We start from the raw sequence: 19,640 nt of genomic DNA, 5'->3' as shown, positions 1-19,640 counted from the left end.
AGGGACGCGGTGGGCCACGCGGACCGGGCCGTCGACGGCCCGCCCCCGAAGCGCCCCTGATGACGAACGCGCCCCTGCCCTCCCCGCCGTTCCGGGGAGGGCAGGGGCGCGTTCCTCATGCCCGGGGCCGGTCGGGCTCGGGCCCCGGGTAGTCGGGGTCGTCCTCGGCGGACGGCAGGGTGTTGCTGCCCTCCCGCCAGGAGTTGACCCACCCGCAGGCCCCGCAGGCGTACCGGCCGTTCAGTCCGGCGATCCGCAGGCCGCACTGGCGGCATTCTGTCGTCGTGATCTCGGGCGTCACAGGTGCGCTCATCTCAGGCTCCTGGTCCGGTGGCCGCCTCGTCGCCATCGCCGGAGCCTACCCGGGCCGAGTCGGACGCGGTCGCCGACCAGCCGCACGTCTGGCTGCACACCCACCCGGAACCCTGCTGGAGCGCGGGCGCGCCACATCGCTGGCAGTTCACGGGGCCTCCTCTCGGTCGTCGGGCATGGCTACCCACCCGGACCGGCGCCGACTCCCGACCGGGCCCCCTCGCCTCACCGGATGCCCACCCGCGGCGGCCTCCTTGCCGGTCACGAACACGCCGGTCAACCCGAGCGACCGGGAGCTGACCGTGTTCGACGTCGCCGGAGCGGACAGGACCACATCCGCCTACGGCCAGATGTCCGGGTCATCCGGACGCTCGTACCCCTGGCGCACCGGGTGCCCGGTCAGCGCGGGCGGCCCGTCGGGGCTCGGCTTCGCCCACCCGTGTCGCCCACCCGTGTGTCACGGCACCTGCCCGTGCGCTGCGGCGGGTGGGACAGGGCTGGCTCAGACAGGGGTGATGACCAGGCTGGCAGTTCCGTTGATGGCCTCAAGGCCGGTCGTGGCGCAGGCGGTCAGGCTCAGTTGGGGCTGGACGACGACTTTGGTGACGGAGCTGCCCTGCCCGTACCCGGAGGTGATGGAGCCCACGGCGGTGGCCACTGTCGTGCCGTTGGCAGCCCGTACCACCGTGGTGCTGGGATAGGTCACGGTGCTGCTCTGGCCGGTGTTCCAGACGAACGTCTGTGAGGTGACGGTGTTGGGGGGCGTCAGGGCGAGGAGGCAGCTCACGTCGCGGACCACGGAGAAGGTGGAGGTGCCGCTGCTGACGCCGGTGGTCAGCGACGTGCAGCTGAACTCTCCCTCGTTCTTGACGTTCGTGGTCCTCAGCGTGTTCGTCAGGGGCGGATCGTAGGTGACGTGCTCCGAGCCGACCGCGCAGACGATGTCCACGCCGGCGGCGTGAGCGGCTGGTGCCGCGAGGACGCTTCCCGCGACCAGGGCGAGCACGGCCGTCGCAGCGGCACACACACGGCGCGGTAAGAGCACGGGTATGGAACTGCGCATGGATGTTTCACCTCTTCCGTTGCAAGGAGTGGTTCCTGCCGAAATCATTGGTGAAGTGGCATGCCCAGTGTTCTGGTGGGCGCTTGCCGAATCCATAGCAGAACCAAGCCAGTTTCATGCTGGCTTGGTTTGGCGCACACGGGCGCGCAGGCCCCACGCCCCGGGCGTGTCTTCCGGAGGTGTTTCCGCTGGACATCACCGTCGCGTTGTCGCGCCGGCGTCACCAGCGCGGCACATCACAGACCGCAGCATGGAGAAGCTGCGCTCTTTCCGGACGTGATCGCCGTTTTTCCACAGCCGGAAACAAGCACGGTGTTTACGTGAAAGGAGTGGCCCGTCGGGTCGTCGTTTCCCTGGAGATCCCGAACTCTGCCGGTGATCGGGCTGCTGGAACAGCACGAGCTCACCGCTCGCCGTCGAATCGACGAGCTGCGTGAGGAGGCCGATCGCATACAGGTCGATCACATTCAGGCCGAACGCGCCGCTGCCGAGCAGGAAGGCCAGAAGCGGGCGGTCAGCCGCAGGCGGGCCGGGACGGTGCTGGGTCCGGACAGCGGCACCGCTGCCGACATCGCCGGGAACCAGACCGTCCGGCTGCCGCCACGGGAACGCGCACGGCACTGGTGCGGCGCGGCCCGTGGGCGACGATCCAGTGGGGCACCGAGGACGCGGTGAGGCTGCCCACGTTCCGCGTGGACAGCCTCACCGACCTGCCCGGGACCGTACGGGAGTTCAACGGGCAAGGACGCTGAGCGTCAACCCCCGACCCGGACCTGCGCCGATTCCCGACCGGGGCCCCTCGCGTCACCGGATGTTCACTCACAGCCGTGCCCTGCCGCCCGGGGCCGCCTTACCCTGGCAGTCCGCAACGCGATGGGGGCACGATGAGCAATACCGCGCACATCGGACAGCGCATCCGCGAACTCCGGAAGATCCGGCAGATGACCGTTCGCCAACTGGCTACGTCAATCCACATCAGTCCGAAAACCTTGGAGAAGTACGAGTCGGGCGACCGTAACCCACCGCCGGGCATCATCGCCCAGCTCGCTCGGTCACTCCATGTCGGACCCGACCGGCTCACCGGGCAGCCGTACCTCAACGGGGCCGAGACGATCGAGCAAGTCCAGGCCGTCATCCCCGAGCTCCGCCGGATACTGCTCACCTACGACAACCCGGACGACCTCTTGACCGCGCCCCGGCCGCTCCCAGTCGTGGCCGCCGAAGTGGACCACATCTCACGAATGCGGCAGGACGGTCGCTACGTCCCGATGGGCCCGCTCCTTCCCGGGGTCTTGTCGGAGCTGACCCATATCGCCCTGAGTACCCGTGACCCCCGGGAACAGGCGCAAGCGTACTGGTGGCTGGCACGCGGTTACCGCGCGACGAACTCGCTGGCACATAAGCTCGGCTACCACGACCTCAGTTTGACCGCGATCGAGCGGTTCCGGTGGGCCGCCAGCCATACCGAGGATCCGATGCTCAAGGTGACGGGCGCCTACCTGCGGGCCGGCGCGATGGTCCGCATGGGCGCGTACGGATCGGCGCGAAGGGTGTTGGAGGCGCTGGACGGGGAAATCGAGCGGATGGCACCCGAGGGTTGCTTGCCGCCGGCCTACCTGGCGGTACAGGGCGCCGTCCTGCTGAAGCTGGCTGTCTTGGAGGCGCGCGACGGCCATCCCGAGCGCGCACAACAGCGCCTCGCTGAGGGACGCGCGTGCGCGGAGTTGCTGCGACAGGACACAACGCACTACGAGATGTCGTTCGGGCCGACAAACGTGCGTATTCATGAGGTCGCCGCGCTCATCGATCTGGGGGACACGGAGCAGGCGCTCGCCCGACTGCGGGAGTGGGGCGCTGAGCAGGACAATGACGAGTGGGAGCTGCCGTCCGGCATCGCCGCCGAGCGGGCGAGCCACCACCACATCGATGTCGCGGCCGCGCGGCTGGCCGAAGGCGACCGTGCTGGCGCGCACCGGGATCTGGTTCGTGCTCGCGAGCTCGCGCCGAATCATGTCCGTTTCCACCCGACCGTGAGGCAAACCGCAGCCGCGTTGGTCCGACTGGACCGTGGGCAGAGTGACACCATCGCCGGGTTCGCCCGATGGACGGGCGTCTAGCAACTGTCAAGCGGTTCGAGAGGAAACCATCCCCCCACTTTGTAGGGAACCGCCCCCTCACCACACGGCACGATCCCCGTACTCACCACGAAGGGGATCGTGCCGTGCCCATTTCTCCCACAGCCTGGCTGGCCCAAGCCGACCCAAACCCTGAACGGGCCGAACGCTGGCTCATGCAGGCTCACATCGCACTGTTACCGGTAGGACGCCACTGGGACGCCGTCAAGGTCCCGGAGGCACGCGGCCGGTCCGCCCTGGCACAGGGAATCGACGGACCGGTCCTGTACGACCCGGCTGGGCACAGCGTGTTCTTCCTCGTACCCGCCGGGTGCGAGTGGAACGTGGACGGCGCCCGCCGCCTGAGCATTGGATCCTGGCTCGCCACCCCCATCCCAGAGACTACGACCCCGCCTGGTCCGCACTGGCTGCGACCACCTGACGGTTGCACGCTCATCGACCCGGACGCTCTCCGAGTCGCGCTCGTGATGCCGGAGGCCGACCAGTGACCCGCCATCGGCCGCCGACCGCTGTTCGCCGTGCCCTGCGGTGGGTCAGCGCCCTTCTGAACGAATACCGCCGCCACGCCCCCGCCCACGCGGCGCCGTCCGGGCGTCGTCTCTGCACCGTGCGGCAGGCGCCGCCCGCCTGGAACGGCGCCGTTTCCGCCGGGCGGCGGCCCGCCGCGTGGCCCCAGGTGTTGGTCGAGGACGTCAGTCCCGTGCGCCCGTACGTCCTGTCGTCCGTCGAGCGGGCCCGGGTCCTGGGGGGAGGGGCGCTGTGACGACGCTGTCCGATCAGGCGCAGGTGTTCGCGCCGGTGATACGGCTCGACGTGGAGGTTCTTCGGTCCGCTCCGTGGAGCGAGTTGCACGGCCGGTCGTGCGCCCGCTGCGGGACCGGGCTATCCCCCGAGACGGCGGTGGACCTGGCCCGGCACGACTACAAGATCGACGACTGGGTGAACCACGTCAGCTCGTGCCGGCCGAGGCTGTGTCGGCGCTGCGTACCGCTGCAACTGCGCGACACGGCATCGGCCATCGCGGCCGACGACGCCGAACCGCCCGTGCCGCACCACCTGGCCGCGCTGGTCTCCCGGCTCTCCGTCGCGCTGGGCGCGCTGATCCCCGTCGTAGAGGCGGCGGCCGAACGGCACCCGGCCGGGTCGCTGCGCCGGGCGGGCGCCGAGGCCGGTCTCAGCGAGGCCCGCGTACGGCTCGCGCACCCGCCCCGCCTGGGCGACCGGGGTCGGCGCTTCGCCCACGCGCAGCGTCTCGCGCGTTCCGTGGTCTGCCTGCTCGACCACGTCGCCCGGCTCACCACCGCGCCGAAGGTCGGTGCGTCATGACCGGCACCACCGAGCCCTACGCCGGGTGGACGTGGCTGGCGCAGGCGCACCCGGCGCCCGAGCACGCCCTGCAACTGCTCCTGCGGCACGGCCGCGCCGCCCTGGAGACCGGTCTTCGGTGGGACGCGGTCCAGGTCCCCGAGGTGACCGGCCTGCTCGCCCTGGAACTGGTACGCGGCCCGGCCTTCCGCGACACCAGCCGGGGCGCCGTCCTCTTCCTCGTCCCACCCACGGGCGGATGGGGCGTGCACGGCACGGCCTACCTCACCGACGGGACCATGGTGTGCGTCCCCGCACCCGACACCCGCTCCCCCACCCCCACCGACCCACGCTCACCACAACCCGCCGACCCGCCGGACCTGTACTGGCTGACACCACCGGACGGCTCCGATACCCTCACCGACCCCATCACCCTGTTCGAGGTGCTGGCGGCCTCGACCCCGGACAGGGAGGGCCCCCTGTGGTGCGGGTTGTGCGGCCGGCCCGGACCCACCACCGTCACCCACCGGCCCGGCCCGGACGGGGGCGGCACGCATGTGCCCGCGCACGAGGCGTGCGTCGTCGCCGGGATCGTGCACGGCCGCGTACACCTGAGGGAAAGCCGGGCGGAACGTGAGGGTGAATGACCCCCGGTGGTGGCACGACACCGTGGGCGCCGTCGAGACCGACCTGGCCGCGCTCGGGCTGACCCCCCTCTACACCCGGCGAGACGGCCACCACGCCCGCTCCCTGCCGGACGGGCTCGGCTGGTGCCGGGCCCGGTACGCGCCCGAGGAGGCGTGGCCGCCGGGGGCGGACCTCTGCGTGATCGTGGAGTGGCACCCCGACGTTCGGTACCGCCGGGACCACTCCACCGGGCGCGTCCCGGCCGGCGCCGCCGAGCACTGGCGCGAACGCGTCGCCGCCACGGTGCAGGCCCTGCGGTCCCGGGGGTACGCGGCTGCCGTCACCGGACCGCCGCGCGGCCCCCACCTCGTCCCCCGCGAGGAGATCCTCTGCTGGCGCACCCCGCCCGGCACACCCGTCTGGCACCCCCCACCCGGCGCCTGGGACGACGTACCCCCCACGCGGCCGAACTACGAGCACGGCTTCCACCGCCCGGGCGAGACGGACCCGGTCCGCGACGTGGAAACCCTCCTGGGCCTACGGCTGGAGGACACCACGCTGCTGGGGCCGCGCACGCGCCCGGACCCGCACCCGGACCGGCGCCCGCGGGTGGTGGTGAGGCGGGCGAGTGCCGTGCTGTGGCCGCCGGGCGCCCACCGGTGCGTGCGAGTCGTCTGGACGCCGGCGCCCGCCTACCGCCGGCGGGACGACGGCACCGTCCCCGAAGGCGCCGCCGACCACTGGGACACCGGGATCCGGCGGGTGCACAGCGCCCTGCGGGCCGCGGGCCACCAGGTCCGTACCGCTGCGCGTCCGCGCTCACCGGAGACGCACGAGGAAGTCGGCTTCCTCGCCTGGCGCGACACCGCCCTCAACGCGTGAGACTCCGCACGCCGGGGAGCGCGGCGGGCGGTGAGGCCCCCGGCGGCGTCTCCCCGTGGGCCCGGCGCGGCCTCGGCGTACGGGGTCCGCGAGCGGTGCGCCGGTCGCGCCGGTGGTCAGGGTGAGGCCGCCGGTGGTCAGGGCGGGGCCGCCGGTGCCCGGGGCTCAGGCCGGGATCCGCCGTTCCACCCACCGCCACGCGACCTCCAGCAGTACGGCAGCGGCCACGGCGATGCCGGTCGCCGCCCACGGCACCGTCGTGCCCACCAGCCTCAGCGCGAAGAAGTCCTGGAGCCCGGGTACGGCAAGGACCAGCAGGAACGCCCCGCCCATCGCCGCGACCAGCGCCAGCCGCCACCACGTGTACGGCCGGGCGATGATCGCCAGCACCCACAGCGACACGAGGAACAGGGTGAGCGTGGCCGCGCTGGTCTCGGCGGCCAGGGCACCCGGCCCGCTGTAGTACCGGGCGGCGAGCAGGTACGTGGTGAAGGTGGCCGCCGCCGCGACGAGCCCGGCCGGGAGGGCGTACCGCATGACGCGCCGGACGAAGTGCGGCTGGGCGCGCTCCTTGTTGGGGGCGAGCGCCAGGAAGAACGCGGGCACGCCGATGGTGAGCGTGGACAGCAGGGTCAGGTGCCGGGGCAGGAACGGGTACTCGACGCGGGCGGCGACGACGAGGACGGCGAGCAGCATCGAGTACACGGTCTTCGTCAGGAACAGCGTGGCGACGCGCGTGATGTTGCCGATGACGCGCCGGCCCTCGGCGACGACGGCGGGGAGGGTGGCGAAGCTGTTGTCGAGGAGGACGATCTGGGCGACGGCGCGGGTGGCCTCGGAGCCGCTGCCCATGCTGACGCCGATGTCGGCGTCCTTGAGGGCGAGCACGTCGTTGACGCCGTCGCCGGTCATGGCGACGGTGCGCCCGCGGGACTGGAGGGCGCCGACCATGTCGCGCTTCTGCCGCGGGGTGACGCGCCCGAAGACGACGCCGTCCTCCAGGGCGCGCGCCATGGCGTCGCGCTCCCCGGGGAGGCTCCGGGCGTCGACGGCGTGCTCGGCGCCGGGCAGGCCGAGCTTCGCGGCGACGGCGCCGACGGAGACGGCGTTGTCACCGGAGATGACCTTGGCGTCGACGTCCTGGTCGGCGAAGTAGGCGAGGGTGTCGGCGGCGTCGGGGCGCAGCCGCTGTTCGAGGACGACGAGGGCGGTGGGCCGGGCCCCGCGGACGATCCGCGGGTCGTCGAGCTCGCCGCTGACGCGGGCGAGGAGGAGGACCCGCAGGCCCCGCCGGTTGAGCGCGTCGGTCTCGCCGAGGGCGGGGTCGTCGCCGGGGAGGAGGACGTCGGGGGCGCCGAGGAGCCAGGAGCTGCTCTGGCCGTCGCCCTCGCTGAAGGCGACGCCGCTGTACCCGCGGGCGGAGGAGAAGGGGAGGGCCTCGGTGCAGCGCCAGTCGTCGTTGTCGGGGTAGGCGTCGATGATGGCCCGCAGGGAGGTGTTGGGGCGGGGGTCGGAGTCCCCGATGGCGCCGAGGACCCGTTTCACGTACGCCTCGTCGGAGCCGTCCAGGAGGCGCAGCGCGGTGACGTCCATGCCGCCCTCGGTGAGCGTGCCGGTCTTGTCGAGGCAGACGACGTCGACGCGGGCGAGCCCCTCGATGGCGGGCAGCTCCTGGACGAGGCACTGCTTGCGCCCGAGCCGGATGACGCCGACGGCGAAGGCGACGGAGGTCAGCAGGACGAGCCCCTCGGGGATCATCGGCACGATCCCGCCGACCGTACGGGCGACGGAGTCCTCGACGTCGGTGCCCTTGAGGACGAACTGGCTGACGGCGAGGGCGGCGGCGGTGGGGAGCATCATCCACGTGACGTACTTGAGGATGGTGGAGATCCCGGAGCGCAGCTCGGAGTGGACGAGGGTGAAGCGGGACGCCTCCTCCGCGAGCTGGGCGGCGTAGGCCCCGCGGCCGACCTTGGTGGCGGTGAAGGCGCCGACGCCGGCGACGACGAAGCTGCCGGACATGACGGGGTCGCCGGGCCGCTTCCGTACGGGGTCGGCCTCGCCGGTCAGCAGCGACTCGTCGACCTCCAGGTTGTCGGCCTCGGCGACGACGCCGTCGACGACGACCTTGTCGCCGGGGCCGAGCTCGACGAGGTCGCCGAGGACGATCCCGGAGGTGGGCACCTCGACGGGCTCCCCGTCGCGGCGGACGGTCGGTCTGACCTCCCCGACGACGGCGAGGGAGTCGAGGGTCTTCTTGGCGCGGAACTCCTGGATGACGCCGATGCCGGTGTTGGCGACGATGACGAAGCCGAAGAGGCTGTCCTGGAAGGGCGCGACGACCAGCATGACCACCCACAGGACGCCGATGACGGCGTTGAAGCGGGTGAGGACGTTGCCCCGGACGATGTCGAGCACGGACCGCGAGGACCGCAGGGGGACGTCGTTGACCTCGCCCCGCTCGACCCGCCGCGCCACCTCGTCGGCCGTCAGCCCGCCGGGCCGGTACGGCGCGTCCGCCTCCTCACCGGCCTCCACGATCGCGTCCTCGGCCCTGGCCCGCTGCGTCATGCCTCCGACGGTACGGCCGTAGCCGGTCCGTCACCCTCCGAGAGGGCGCGGGGTCCGGCCCCGGTGGGACAAGAACCCTCCCGTGGCACTACACGGGGGCGGGTCGGGGGGCCGGGGGCCCAGGGGCGAGGGCCGGACCGAGGACGGGGGCGGCGCCGGACCGGGGTCGGGAGCCGGACCGGGGGTCGGGGCAGGGGCAGGCGCCGGGCCGGGGCCCGCCGCCGGGGGCCGGGGCAAGGGCCGGGCACCATGGCCGATCGGGCGCCGGGGCCCAGGGGTCGGGGCTCGGATCAGGCGCCGGGTCGGGGCTCGCCCTCGGCGGCGCGCCGGATGGCGGCGTCGCGCTTGCGCACGTACCAGATGCCGAGCAGGCCGAGCCCCGCGCCGGCCAGGCAGGTCCACACCCACCAGTCGAGGTCGCGGTCGGCGAACCAGCCGTAGAAGGGGACCTGCGCCAGGAAGAGGACGAACCAGATGATCGTGCCGCCGGTGACGGTGGCGACGACCGGCCCCTCCAGGGGTTCGGGCGCCTCGTACTTGGGGGTCCACTTGGCCATGCCCACATCGTAAGCGGCCCCGGAATCTACGCGCGGAGATGGCGATCATCGCCTTATATGTTCATACTGAAAACGTTTGCCGTTGGCTGGTTTTCTTAGTGCGAACGCACGAACCGCCCCTCACACGGTCGACGCCCATCCCCACCTTCCCCGCACCATGAGGTTCCGCATGCCCTCCACGGTCACCGCTCCCCCGGCTTCGCCCGGACAGCAACCGGCCGGCTCCAGCGCGCTGGACCGGTTCTTCAAGATCTCGGAGCGCGGCTCCACCCTCGGCCGCGAGGTACGCGGTGGCTTCGCGACGTTCTTCGCGATGGCCTACATCATCGTGCTGAACCCGATCATCCTCGGCAGCGCCAAGGACATGTACGGCCACCAGCTCGACAGCGGCGAGCTGGTCACGGCGACCGTGCTCAGCGCGGCGCTCTCCACGCTGCTCATGGGCGTCATCGGCAACGTCCCGATCGCCCTCGCCGCCGGCCTGGGCGTCAACACGGTCGTCGCCCTCCAGCTCGCGCCCCGCATGGCGTGGGCGGACGCGATGGGCATGGTGGTCCTCGCCGGCATCGTCGTGATGCTCCTCGTCGCGACCGGCCTGCGGGAACGCGTCATGAACGCCGTCCCCGTGGGCCTGCGCAAGGGCATCGCGATCGGCATCGGCCTGTTCATCATGCTGATCGGCCTGGTCGACTCGGGCTTCGTCTCCCGCATGCCGGACGCCGCCCACACCACCGTCCCGCTCCAGCTCGGCGCGGACGGCCACCTCGGCGGCTGGCCGATCCTGATCTTCGCGGTCGGCACGCTCCTCACCCTGGCTCTGATCATCCGCAAGGTGCCGGGCGCGATCCTCCTCTCGATCGTCGTCATGACCGTCGTCGCGGTGATCGTGAACGCCGTCGCCGAGGTCCCGTCCTGGGGCCTGACCACCCCGACCTGGCCGGGCAACCCCGTCGCGTCCCCGGACTTCGGGCTGCTGGGACAGGTCAGCCTGTTCGGCGGCTTCGAGAAGGTCGGCCTGCTCACCGGCTGCCTCTTCGTCTTCACCGTCCTGCTGTCCTGCTTCTTCGACGCCATGGGCACGATCCTGGGCGTCGGCGACGAGGCCAAGCTGATGGACAAGGACGGCAACTTCCCCGGCATCAACAAGGTCCTCCTCGTGGACGGCTTCGCCGTCGCCACGGGCGGCGCGACCTCGTCCTCCGCCACCACCTGCTTCGTGGAGTCCACGGCGGGCGTCGGCGAGGGCGCCCGTACGGGCCTGGCCTCGGTGGTGACGGGCGGCCTGTTCGGCGTGGCGCTGTTCCTCACGCCGCTCGCCACGATGGTCCCCTCGCAGGCGGCGACACCGGCCCTGCTCGCGGTCGGGTTCCTGATCCTCGCCGGGTCGGTCAAGGACATCGACTGGAGCGACTTCACCATCGCCGTGCCGGCGTTCCTCGCCATGATGATGATGCCGTTCACGTACTCGATCACGAACGGCATCGGCATCGGCTTCATCGCCTTCAGCGTGCTGCGCCTCGCCGCCGGCCGCGGCCGTGAGGTGCCGGCCGCGATGTACGCGGTGTCGGCGGTGTTCGTCTTCTACTACGCGATGCCGGCGCTGGGCCTCACGTAATCCCCGCGACCGCCGCCGGGCCGCCCGGGTTCCCGCTCCGCGGGCCCGGGCGGCCCGGCGGCGTTTTACCCGGCGGCGCTCTGCCCGACGACGTCTTGCCCGGCGGTGGCCTGCCCGGCAGCGTTTTGTCCTGCGGCGCTTTGTCCGGCGACGGCCTGCCCGGCGGCTATCTGCCCGGACAGCAGGCGCAGCGCGTCGGCCGAGGACTCGTTCCGGGGGGTGTAGACCTCCAGCCGGTGATCGGGGCTGTCCGGCTGGAGCCAGACCTGGTAGTCGACGTCGGCGTCCCCGACGGTGGGGTGCCGCAGGCGCATGGCGCCCACGGTGCAGTCCGCGACCTCGCCCCTGGACCACAGCGCGGCGAAGTCGCCGCTGCGCATGGCCAGCTCGCCGATCAGCTCGGCCAGCCTCGCGTCGGTGGGGTACCGGCCCGCCGTGAGCCGCAGGTAGGCCACGTGCGTCCGCGCCAGCTCGTCCCAGTTCCGGTAGAGGTCGCGGGCGAGGGGGTCGAGGAAGAACATCCGGGGGACGGACGGCCGGCGCGCGGGGTCGCCGGGCGCGTCGAAGTCGACGTGTTCCGCGACGAGGGCGTGTCCGGCGCGGTTCCAGGCCAGCACGTCGCCGCGGCGGCCCAGCACGACGGCCGGCGAGCTCTCCGCCAGGGACGCCAGGAGCGCCAGGACGCGCGGGTGCGGCTTCTCGGGCCGGGGCCGGACCAGGCGCGGGACGGCGGGCCGGCGGGCGAGGTTGTGCAGGTGGACCGTCTCGGCCGGGTCGAGCCGGAGCACGCGGGCGAGCGCGTCGAGGACCTGCTGGGAGGCGGTGCCGGCCTGGTCCTGCTCCAGCCGGGTGTAGTAGCCGACGCTCACCCCGGCGAGCTGGGCGAGCTCCTCGCGGCGCAGGCCCGGTACGCGGCGGGCGGTGCCGTAGGTGCGCAGTCCGACGTCGGCGGGGGTGACCCGGCCGCGGTGGGTCTTCAGGTACGTCCCGAGGCTCTCCAGCTCCATGGCCCGAGCGTAGGCGCCCCGGCCGGCCCCAGGGTGCCCCTGCGAGGGGTACCCACGGCACGGGCCTGGTTGCCGGGCGGGCGGCGGCGCACCGTCGGGGCATGGACGAACGACGACGCTCCCCTTCCGACTCTTCCGTCTCTTCCGGCCCCTCCGGTTCTTCCGACTTTTCTGGCTCCTCCGGCCCTTCCGGCCCCTCCGGCTCTTCCGACTCTTCTGGCTCCTCCGGCCCCTCCGGCCCCTCCGGCCCCTCCACCCCTTCCGGCCCTTACGCTCCCTCCCACGGCCCTTCCACTCCCTCCTCCGGTCCCTCCTCCTCTCCTCCCCCTCCCGGTGCGCGCGCCTGGCTGGGCCTGCTGGTGGTGCTCGGCCCGGTCCTGCTGGTGGCGATGGACGGGTCGGTCCTGTTCCTGGCGATGCCCCGGATCACCGAGGACCTCTCGCCCACCGCCGACCAGACCCTGTGGATCCTGGACGTCTACGGTTTCGCGGTCGCGTCCCTGCTCGTCGCGTTCGGCGCCCTCGGCGACCGGTACGGCCGGCTGAGGCTACTGATGGCCGGTACGGCCGTGTTCGGCGCCGCCTCGGCGGGGGCGGCGTTCGCGACCGACCCGTCCCTCCTGATCGCCTTCCGGGCGCTGATGGGCACGGCGGGGGCCACCCTGCTGCCGTCGGCCCTGGCGGTGCTCGGCGAGCTGTTCACCGACCCGCGCCGGCGGGCGAGGGCGATCGGGATCTTCGCGGCCACCTTCGCCGCCGGGTTCGCGATCGGCCCGGTCGTCGGCGGTCAGCTACTGGGCAGGTTCTGGTGGGGGGCGGTCTTCCTGATCAACGTCCCCGTCGCCCTGCTGTTCCTGCTCCTGGCCCCGGCCCTGCTCCGCGAGGTGCGGGCCACCCGGCCCGGCCGCGTCGACGCCCTGAGCGTCCTGCTCTCCGCGGGGGGCGTCCTCCTGGCCGTCTACGCGGTCAAGCACACCGCCGCGGAGGGCCCCACGGCCGCCGCGGGCGTCGCGGGGATCACCGGCGTCACCGTCCTGGGGTGGTTCGTCCGGCGGCAGCGCCGCCTGGAGCACCCGCTGATCGACGTCGGCCTCTTCCGCGACCGGGTGTTCACGATCGCGGTCGTCACCGGGCTCCTGCCCCTGGCGGCGTGGTCGGCGACCGCCTACCTCACGGGCGTCCACCTCCAGACCGTCCTCGGGCTGCCGGCGCCGCACGCGGCCCTCCTCGCCCTGCCCGGCGCCGTCGTGCTCACCGTCACCTGCGTCGTCACACCGGCGCTGGTGGAGCGCTTCGGCAAGCGGGCGGCGCTCGTCACCTGCCACTTCGGCGTCGCCGCGGGCCTGCTCCCGCTCCTGGCGACCGGCGTATCGGGCGGGATCGGCTGGTACGTGGCGTCCACCGTCGTCACCGGCGTCGGCTACGGCATCTCCTTCAGCGTCGTGGCCGACACCGCCGTCGCCGCGGTCCCCGCGGAACGCGCCGGGTCCGCGGCGGCCATCGCCGAGACCAGCAACGAGATCGGCAACGCCCTCGGCATCGCGCTCCTCGGTTCGCTCGCCGCGCTGGTCTTCCGGCTCCAGGGGCCGGACCTCGCCGGCACTCTCGACGAGACGCTCAGGACCCCCGGCCTCGCGCCCGCGGTGGCCGGTGACGCGAAGTCCGCCTTCGTCACCGGTCTGCACGCCGCCGTCGCCGTCGCCGCCGCCCTCCACGCCGCGCTCGGCGCCCTCGCCCTGCGCCGGCTCCCGAAGACCGGCACCGGCACGACCGGCACCGGGGCAGCGAGTACCGGAGCGACCGGCCCCGGGGCGGCCGGAGCCAGGACGTCCAGTACCGACGCGACCGGCACCGACGCGGCCGGAGCCGGGACGGCCAGTACCGGAGCCGCCGGAACCGGCCCCGGAGCGGACAGCGCCAAGACGGCCGGCACCGGGGCGGCCGGTGGAGTCACGGTCGGTTCCGGTGCGGAGTCCCCCGCCCGGGGCGTCGCGGCGGGCCCTACGTCAGGCCGTAGAACTTCTCCGTCTCGTCGACGGCCGCGCTGAAGCGCTCGTCGAAGTCCTCGCGGACGAGCGTCCGGACCACGTAGTCCTGGACGCTCATTCCGCTCCGTGCCGCGTGCTGCCGGACCCGGTCGAGCAGCTCTCCGTCTATCCGCAGGCTGAGCACTGTCGATCCCATGACGGACAGGGTCGCGGCAGCCTCGGCGCCCACGCGCCACTTTTCGTCGGATTATCACTCCTACGAGTGATTCACCCCCCATGCTGGTACTCGCCCCGGGTCGCGAGCCCCTCGGCGGCCACTGTGGTGAAGACCACCGGCGCGCCGGCGGGGACCCGGACCGTCCGGCTGGTCTTTAGGCAGAGTAATGAGTTATGCTAAAGAACATGCCTGACCTGTCCCGCAGCGGCTCCGGCGACGACGCCGACGCGGCTGCTGTGAACGCGCTCCGTTCCGCCGTCATGCGGCTGTCCCGGCGCCTGAAGCACCAGCGCGTCGACGAGTCGCTGAGCCCGACCGAGATGTCGGTGCTCGGCACCCTCGCCCGCTGCGGCTCGGCCACCCCCGGTGAGCTGGCCCGCAAGGAGCACGTGCAGCCGCCGTCGATGACCCGCATCGTCGCCCTGCTGGAGGCCAAGGGACTGGTCAGGCTGGAGCCGCATCCGGACGACCGCCGCCAGAAGGTGGTCAGCCAGACCGAGCGGGCCGAGGCCATGCTCGAGGAGTCCCGCCGCAGGCGGAACGCCTGGCTGGCCTCCCTCGCCGAGGGTCTGGACGAGGACGAGTGGGCCAAGCTGCGCGCCGCCGCCCCCGTACTGGAGAAGCTCGCGCACCTGTAGGACGACCCGATACGAGGAGGCGACCCCGTTTTGAGTACGGGAACCGGAGAACTCTCCGCCCCCGGACACAACCCCCATCCCCCGAACCCCACCACCCGCGCCCCGCACCGCGCCGCAGGCGGCACCTTCGCCTCGCTGAAGGTGCGGAACTACCGTCTCTTCTTCACCGGGGCCATCGTCTCCAACACGGGGACGTGGATGGCCCGCATCACCCAGGACTGGCTGGTCCTGAGCCTCACCGGCTCCGCCGCCGCCGTCGGCATCACGACGGCGCTCCAGTTCCTGCCGATGCTGCTGTTCGGGCTGTACGGCGGGGTGATCGCCGACCGGTACCCCAAGCGGCGCCTCCTCGTCCTCAGCCAGGTCGCCCTCGGCCTGTGCGGACTCAGCCTCGCCGCGCTCACCCTGTCCGGGCACGTCCAGGTGTGGCACGTGTACCTGGTCGCGTTCCTGCTCGGCATGGTCACCGTCGTCGACAACCCGGCCCGCCAGTCGTTCGTCTCCGAGATGGTCGGCCCCGCGCAACTGCGCAACGCGGTCAGCCTGAACTCGGCGAACTTCCAGTCCGCCCGCCTCGTCGGCCCCGCCGTCGCCGGTCTGTTGATCGCGTCGGTCGGCAGCGGTTGGGCGTTCCTCGTCAACGGCCTGTCGTTCCTGGCACCGTTGGCCGCGCTGCTGCTGATGCGCCCCGCCGAGCTGTACCCGTCCGCGCGCGCCCCGCGCGGCAAGGGCCAGTTGCGGGAGGGCCTGCGGTACGTCGCCGGGCGGCCCGACCTGATCTGGCCGATCGCGCTGGTCGGCTTCGTCGGCACGTTCGGGTTCAACTTCCCGATCTGGCTGACGGCCTTCGCGGACGGCGTCTTCCACGTCGGCCCCGGCACGTACGGCTTCCTCAACACGCTCATGGCGGTCGGCTCCCTCGCGGGCGCGCTGCTGTCGGCCCGGCGCGGCACCTCGCGGCTGCGGCTGCTGGTGGGGGCCGCCGCCGTCTTCGGCGCCTTGGAGATCGCCGCGGCGGTGACCCCGAGCTTCTGGCTGTTCACGCTGCTGCTCGTGCCCATCGGGATGTTCGGCCTGACCGTGAACGTGACGGCGAACTCCTTCGTGCAGCTCGCGACGGACCCGATGATGCGGGGCCGCGTGATGAGCCTGTACATGATGGTCTTCGCCGGCGGTACGCCGCTGGGCGCGCCCCTGCTGGGCTGGGTCACCGACACGTACGGCGCGCGCGTCGGCTTCGCGACGGGCGGTGCCGTGTCGTTGGCCGCCGCGGTGGTGATCGGTCTGCTGCTGTCCCGGGCGGTCGGCGTGCGGCTGCGCGTGGAGCTGCGGCCGGGGCGCCGCGTACGGCACCCGCAGGTGCGTTTCGTGCCCCGGGAAGGGCGTGAAGAGCCCGCCCGCCTCGCCGCGACGGCGTGACAGACTCGCCGCATGAGGCTTTTCGCTGCCGTGCTGCCGCCCCGTGCGGCGGTCGAGGAACTCGCGCTCCTCGTCGAGGGGTTGCGGACGCTGCCGGGCGCGGACGGGCTGCGCTGGACGGGCCGCCCCGGCTGGCACTACACGCTGGCGTTCATGGGTGAGGTGGACGAGCCCTTGTTGCCGGAGCTGTCGGAGCGGCTCGCCCGGGCCGCGCGCCGCACGCAGCCGTTCCCGCTGCGCGTCCACGGGGGCGGGCGGTTCGGCCACCGCACCCTGTGGGCGGGCGCGGCGGGCGGCCTCGACGACCTGCGGCTGCTCGCCGAGCGCTCCGACGCGGCGGCCCGGCGCTCGGGCGTCGCGATGGACGAGCACCGCCGGTACCAGGCGCACCTCACGCTCGCCCGCAGCCGCGTCGACACGGACCTGCGGCCGTTCGTGGCGGAGCTGGAGCGCTTCAAGGGGGGTCGTTGGGAGGTCACGGAGCTGGCCCTGGTCCGCAGCAACCTCCCCGCGTCGGGGGTTCCCGGCGAGGCGCCCCGCTACGAGACGATCGCCACGTGGCCCCTGGGCGGGCCGGGCCCGGCGGCCGGTTAACCTCGAAGGGTGGATCCGAAGACCCGAAACCGCATCATGGCCGCCGTCCCGCGCGTGCGCGCCCGCCGCGCCCCCGGGCGCCGGGGACGCGGCGCGGGGACGCCTACCAGGCGAAGGCCTCCGGGGACGGGCCCGGGCCCGGGAAGATCCCGTCCAGCTCCGTGAGCAGTTCCTCCGTGAGGTCCAGCTCCGAGGCGCGGATCGCCGACGCCAACTGGTCCGCCGTACGGGGCCCCACGATCGGGCCCGTCACGCCCGGGCGGGTGAGGAGCCAGGCCAGGGCCACCTCACCGGGCTCCAGGCCGTGCTTCTCCAGCAGCGACTCGTACGCCTGGATCCGCTCCCGCACGTCCGTGTCCTTCAGCGCGTCCGCCGACCGGCCCGCCTGCGCGCGCGGCGACGCGCCGCCCTCGCGCTCCTTGCGCAGGACGCCGCCGAGCAGCCCGCCGTGCAGCGGCGACCACGGGATCACGCCGAGCCCGTAGTCCTGCGCCGCCGGGATGACCTCCATCTCGGCGCGCCGCTCCACCAGGTTGTACAGGCACTGCTCGCTGACCAGGCCGACCATGCCGCGCCGCGCGGCCGCCTCGTTCGCCTGGGCGATCTTGTAGCCGGGGAAGTTGCTCGACCCCGCGTACAGCACCTTGCCCTGCTGGATCAGGACGTCGATCGCCTGCCAGATCTCGTCGAAGGGGGTCCGGCGGTCGATGTGGTGGAACTGGTACAGGTCGATGTGGTCGGTGTTCAGCCGCTTCAGGCTCGCCTCGACCGCCCGCCGGATGTTCACCGCGGACAGCCGGTCGTGGTTGGGCCACGGCTCCCCGTCCGGGGCCATCGACCCGTACACCTTCGTCGCGAGGACGACCTTGTCGCGGCGGTCGGAGCCGCCCGCGAACCACGAACCGATGATCTCCTCGGTGCGGCCCTTGTTCTCGCCCCACCCGTAGACGTTGGCGGTGTCGAAGAAGTTGATTCCGGCGTCGAGCGCCGCGTCCATGATGGCGTGGCTTCCGGCCTCGTCCGTCTGCGGTCCGAAGTTCATCGTGCCGAGGACGAGTCGGCTGACCTTGAGTCCCGTGCGTCCGAGCTGCGTGTACTTCATGGAGGACAAGCCAACTCCTTGGAGCGCACTCCAGGCAAGGGCCCCCGGCCGCGCGCCGCCACCCGCGGACGGCGGCGACCGCGGGGGACGGCGGCGCGGCCGGCAGGCCGCTAGCGGAGGCTCGCCCGGTTCAGCTCCCGCACCCGGGCGCGCAGCACCACGTCCGGCGCGGCGGGCGCCACCGCGTCCGGCGGGCAGTCCCACTCCCGCCCGCCGCCCGGCGGCCGGAGCTGCACGTACCCGCCGACGTGGCCCATCACCTGGCCCACCCGCCCGTCGCGCGCGTCGATCACGTACGCGCCGGTGTCGGGCGTGCGGTCCGCGTCCCCCGACGCGTGCGCCGCCGCGTCCCCCGCCGTGCCGGTCGTACCGCCGTCCGCCGAACTCACTTCCGCGCCCCCTCCAGCGCGGCCGCGAGCCGGACCGCCGTGTCCAGGTTGCACCGTCCCAACTCCACCAGCGGACACGGCGTCTCGCTCGTCGCCGTCACCGGGTCCACCCGCAGCGACGGCAGGACCACACCGACCTTGAACAGCTCGCCCCTCAACTTGGCCACCGCCTCCTCCGCCTCCCGCAGCCGCTCCGTCATGGCACGCACCTCCATACGCAGAGTATTCGTATTCCATACACAGAGTGGTCAAAGAGTCAGTAGCCTGAACAAAGTCGGGGCTCCAACAACCCCATCTGGCTAACGGGAGTTGCGCCATGCCCGGTCCAAAGGATCTGGATCCGTCCTCATCACCCAGGGCCCTGCTCGGCGCCGAGCTGCGCCACGCGCGGGAGAACGCGGGCCTGAGCCAGGAGGCCCTGGGCGCGCCGCTCTTCGTCAGCGGCTCCTTCGTCGGGCAGTTGGAGGCCGGCACCCGGCGGATACAGCGCAAGATGGCGGTCCAACTGGACCAGTTGCTGAAGACCAACGGCTTCTTCGAGCGCAACTGCGAAGTGGCGGGGAAGTCGAGGTACCCCGAGCACTTCGCCGAGGCGGCGGACGCGGAGGCGATGGCGGCGACCATCAAGCAGTACACCCCGCTGCTGATCCCGGGCCTGCTCCAGACGAGGGCGTACGCACGGGCGGTCTTCCGCGCGTACCGGCCGACGGCCACCGAAGAGGCCCTCGACGAACAGGCCGACGCCCGGATGGAACGCACCCGGCTGCTCGACGACCCCACCCGGCCGCTGTTCTGGGCGATCCTCGACGAGGCGGTCGTCCGCCGCCCGGTCGGCGGCCCCGAGGTCATGGCGGAGGCGCTGGGCCACCTCGCCGCGCTGATCCGCCGCCACCGGGTCATCGTGCAGATCCTGCCGTTCGGCGCCGGGGCGCACGCGGCCATGGAGGGCGCCGTCAAGCTGATGACGTTCGACGACGCGCCGCCGCTGGCCTACCTGGAGGGGCTGGAGACCGGGAGGCTGGAGGACGACCCGACCCTCGTCAAGCGCCACGCGCTGACGTACGAGTTGCTCGGCGCCGATGCCCTCTCCCCCGCGGACTCGCTGGCCCTGATCGAAGCGGCGGCCGAGGACTACGCCCTGGAGACGCCCGGCCCGAGCGGCCCTGAACGGCCCTGAGCAGCATGGGCCGGGCCACGGCGGGAGCGGCGGGAGTCTCTG

19 protein-coding genes and 1 pseudogene are annotated in these 19,640 nt (G+C 72.8%); 11 read left to right on the top strand and 9 right to left on the bottom strand.

All coding sequences use genetic code 11. From position 1 onward, the window contains the following. Positions 1 to 115: 115 nt before the first annotated feature. On the bottom strand, positions 116 to 313 hold the full coding sequence (locus RND61_RS08155) for a hypothetical protein (protein WP_315877132.1): 198 nt from the start codon (positions 311 to 313) through the stop codon (positions 116 to 118). 501 nt (positions 314 to 814) lie between these two features. Beyond that, positions 815 to 1,261 carry a hypothetical protein gene (locus RND61_RS08150; RefSeq protein ID WP_315877131.1) on the bottom strand — a complete coding sequence of 149 codons (447 nt, stop codon included), beginning with the start codon at positions 1,259 to 1,261 and terminating at the stop codon, positions 815 to 817. Between the two features lie 701 nt (positions 1,262 to 1,962). Here RND61_RS08150 and RND61_RS08145 point away from each other — a divergent pair. The 5 genes and pseudogenes from RND61_RS08145 to RND61_RS08125 all read left to right on the top strand — a co-directional run. Beyond that, a pseudogene (locus RND61_RS08145) lies at positions 1,963 to 2,127 on the top strand (haloacid dehalogenase); the annotation flags it as partial. 132 nt (positions 2,128 to 2,259) lie between these two features. Continuing rightward, on the top strand, positions 2,260 to 3,492 hold the full coding sequence (locus RND61_RS08140; protein ID WP_315877130.1) for a helix-turn-helix domain-containing protein: 1,233 nt from the start codon (positions 2,260 to 2,262) through the stop codon (positions 3,490 to 3,492). 777 nt (positions 3,493 to 4,269) lie between these two features. After that, a complete protein-coding gene (locus RND61_RS08135) occupies positions 4,270 to 4,836 on the top strand; it encodes a DUF6415 family natural product biosynthesis protein (RefSeq protein ID WP_315877129.1) in 567 nt (188 codons plus the stop codon). After that, positions 4,833 to 5,462 carry a hypothetical protein gene (locus RND61_RS08130; RefSeq protein WP_315877128.1) on the top strand — a complete coding sequence of 210 codons (630 nt, stop codon included), beginning with the start codon at positions 4,833 to 4,835 and terminating at the stop codon, positions 5,460 to 5,462. The genes RND61_RS08135 and RND61_RS08130 overlap by 4 nt, the downstream gene beginning before the upstream one ends. Beyond that, complete coding sequence (locus tag RND61_RS08125) at positions 5,455 to 6,324, top strand: hypothetical protein (RefSeq protein ID WP_315877127.1); 870 nt, start codon at positions 5,455 to 5,457, stop codon at positions 6,322 to 6,324. The genes RND61_RS08130 and RND61_RS08125 overlap by 8 nt, the downstream gene beginning before the upstream one ends. A 165-nt stretch (positions 6,325 to 6,489) precedes the next feature. On the opposite strand, the gene RND61_RS08120 is transcribed toward RND61_RS08125, so the two are convergent. Together RND61_RS08120 and RND61_RS08115 are read right to left on the bottom strand one after the other, a co-directional pair. Beyond that, positions 6,490 to 8,895 carry an HAD-IC family P-type ATPase gene (locus tag RND61_RS08120; protein WP_315877126.1) on the bottom strand — a complete coding sequence of 802 codons (2,406 nt, stop codon included), beginning with the start codon at positions 8,893 to 8,895 and terminating at the stop codon, positions 6,490 to 6,492. A 290-nt stretch (positions 8,896 to 9,185) separates the two neighbouring features. Then, positions 9,186 to 9,452, bottom strand: coding sequence for a DUF2530 domain-containing protein (locus RND61_RS08115; RefSeq protein ID WP_315877125.1), 267 nt, complete (start codon positions 9,450 to 9,452; stop codon positions 9,186 to 9,188). A gap of 169 nt (positions 9,453 to 9,621) precedes the next feature. Between RND61_RS08115 and RND61_RS08110 the strand changes: the two genes are divergently transcribed. After that, on the top strand, positions 9,622 to 11,067 hold the full coding sequence (locus tag RND61_RS08110) for an NCS2 family permease (RefSeq protein WP_315877124.1): 1,446 nt from the start codon (positions 9,622 to 9,624) through the stop codon (positions 11,065 to 11,067). Positions 11,068 to 11,132: 65 nt separating this feature from the next. On the opposite strand, the gene RND61_RS08105 is transcribed toward RND61_RS08110, so the two are convergent. Continuing rightward, on the bottom strand, positions 11,133 to 12,074 hold the full coding sequence (locus RND61_RS08105) for a helix-turn-helix domain-containing protein (RefSeq protein WP_315877123.1): 942 nt from the start codon (positions 12,072 to 12,074) through the stop codon (positions 11,133 to 11,135). A 389-nt stretch (positions 12,075 to 12,463) separates the two neighbouring features. On the opposite strand from RND61_RS08105, the gene RND61_RS08100 reads away from it, so the two are divergent. Continuing rightward, positions 12,464 to 14,122 carry an MFS transporter gene (locus tag RND61_RS08100; RefSeq protein WP_391653107.1) on the top strand — a complete coding sequence of 553 codons (1,659 nt, stop codon included), beginning with the start codon at positions 12,464 to 12,466 and terminating at the stop codon, positions 14,120 to 14,122. Here the strand turns inward: RND61_RS08100 and RND61_RS08095 are convergent. Then, positions 14,076 to 14,258 carry a ribbon-helix-helix protein, CopG family gene (locus tag RND61_RS08095; RefSeq protein WP_315877121.1) on the bottom strand — a complete coding sequence of 61 codons (183 nt, stop codon included), beginning with the start codon at positions 14,256 to 14,258 and terminating at the stop codon, positions 14,076 to 14,078. The genes RND61_RS08100 and RND61_RS08095 overlap by 47 nt on opposite strands. A 206-nt stretch (positions 14,259 to 14,464) precedes the next feature. Here RND61_RS08095 and RND61_RS08090 point away from each other — a divergent pair, with 206 nt between their 5' ends. The 3 genes from RND61_RS08090 to thpR are packed head-to-tail and all read left to right on the top strand — an operon-like array spanning position 14,465 to position 16,930. After that, positions 14,465 to 14,917, top strand: coding sequence for a MarR family winged helix-turn-helix transcriptional regulator (locus RND61_RS08090; protein WP_315877120.1), 453 nt, complete (start codon positions 14,465 to 14,467; stop codon positions 14,915 to 14,917). Positions 14,918 to 14,947: 30 nt separating this feature from the next. Then, entirely contained in the window at positions 14,948 to 16,336 is a 1,389-nt protein-coding gene (locus RND61_RS08085) for an MFS transporter (RefSeq protein WP_315877119.1), read from the top strand. Positions 16,337 to 16,348: 12 nt separating this feature from the next. Continuing rightward, positions 16,349 to 16,930, top strand: coding sequence for an RNA 2',3'-cyclic phosphodiesterase (gene thpR / locus RND61_RS08080; RefSeq protein WP_315877118.1), 582 nt, complete (start codon positions 16,349 to 16,351; stop codon positions 16,928 to 16,930). Positions 16,931 to 17,033: 103 nt separating this feature from the next. On the opposite strand, the gene RND61_RS08075 is transcribed toward thpR, so the two are convergent. The 3 genes from RND61_RS08075 to RND61_RS08065 form a co-directional block, all read right to left on the bottom strand. Next, the gene (locus RND61_RS08075) at positions 17,034 to 18,032 is read right to left on the bottom strand and encodes an aldo/keto reductase (protein WP_315877253.1); all 999 of its coding nucleotides are present in this window, start codon (positions 18,030 to 18,032) and stop codon (positions 17,034 to 17,036) included. A 110-nt stretch (positions 18,033 to 18,142) separates the two neighbouring features. Then, complete coding sequence (locus RND61_RS08070) at positions 18,143 to 18,421, bottom strand: hypothetical protein (protein WP_315877117.1); 279 nt, start codon at positions 18,419 to 18,421, stop codon at positions 18,143 to 18,145. Continuing rightward, positions 18,418 to 18,636 carry a hypothetical protein gene (locus RND61_RS08065; protein WP_315877116.1) on the bottom strand — a complete coding sequence of 73 codons (219 nt, stop codon included), beginning with the start codon at positions 18,634 to 18,636 and terminating at the stop codon, positions 18,418 to 18,420. The genes RND61_RS08070 and RND61_RS08065 overlap by 4 nt, the downstream gene beginning before the upstream one ends. A gap of 101 nt (positions 18,637 to 18,737) precedes the next feature. Between RND61_RS08065 and RND61_RS08060 the strand changes: the two genes are divergently transcribed. Then, a complete protein-coding gene (locus tag RND61_RS08060; RefSeq protein WP_315877115.1) occupies positions 18,738 to 19,598 on the top strand; it encodes a helix-turn-helix domain-containing protein in 861 nt (286 codons plus the stop codon). Positions 19,599 to 19,640: the final 42 nt, after the last annotated feature.

The sequence above is a fragment of the Streptomyces tamarix genome, assembly GCF_032423885.1.
Classification (GTDB): domain Bacteria; phylum Actinomycetota; class Actinomycetes; order Streptomycetales; family Streptomycetaceae; genus Streptomyces; species Streptomyces tamarix.
Note: the sequence above shows the minus strand (reverse complement) of the source record. Positions and strands in the feature narration are given on the sequence as shown.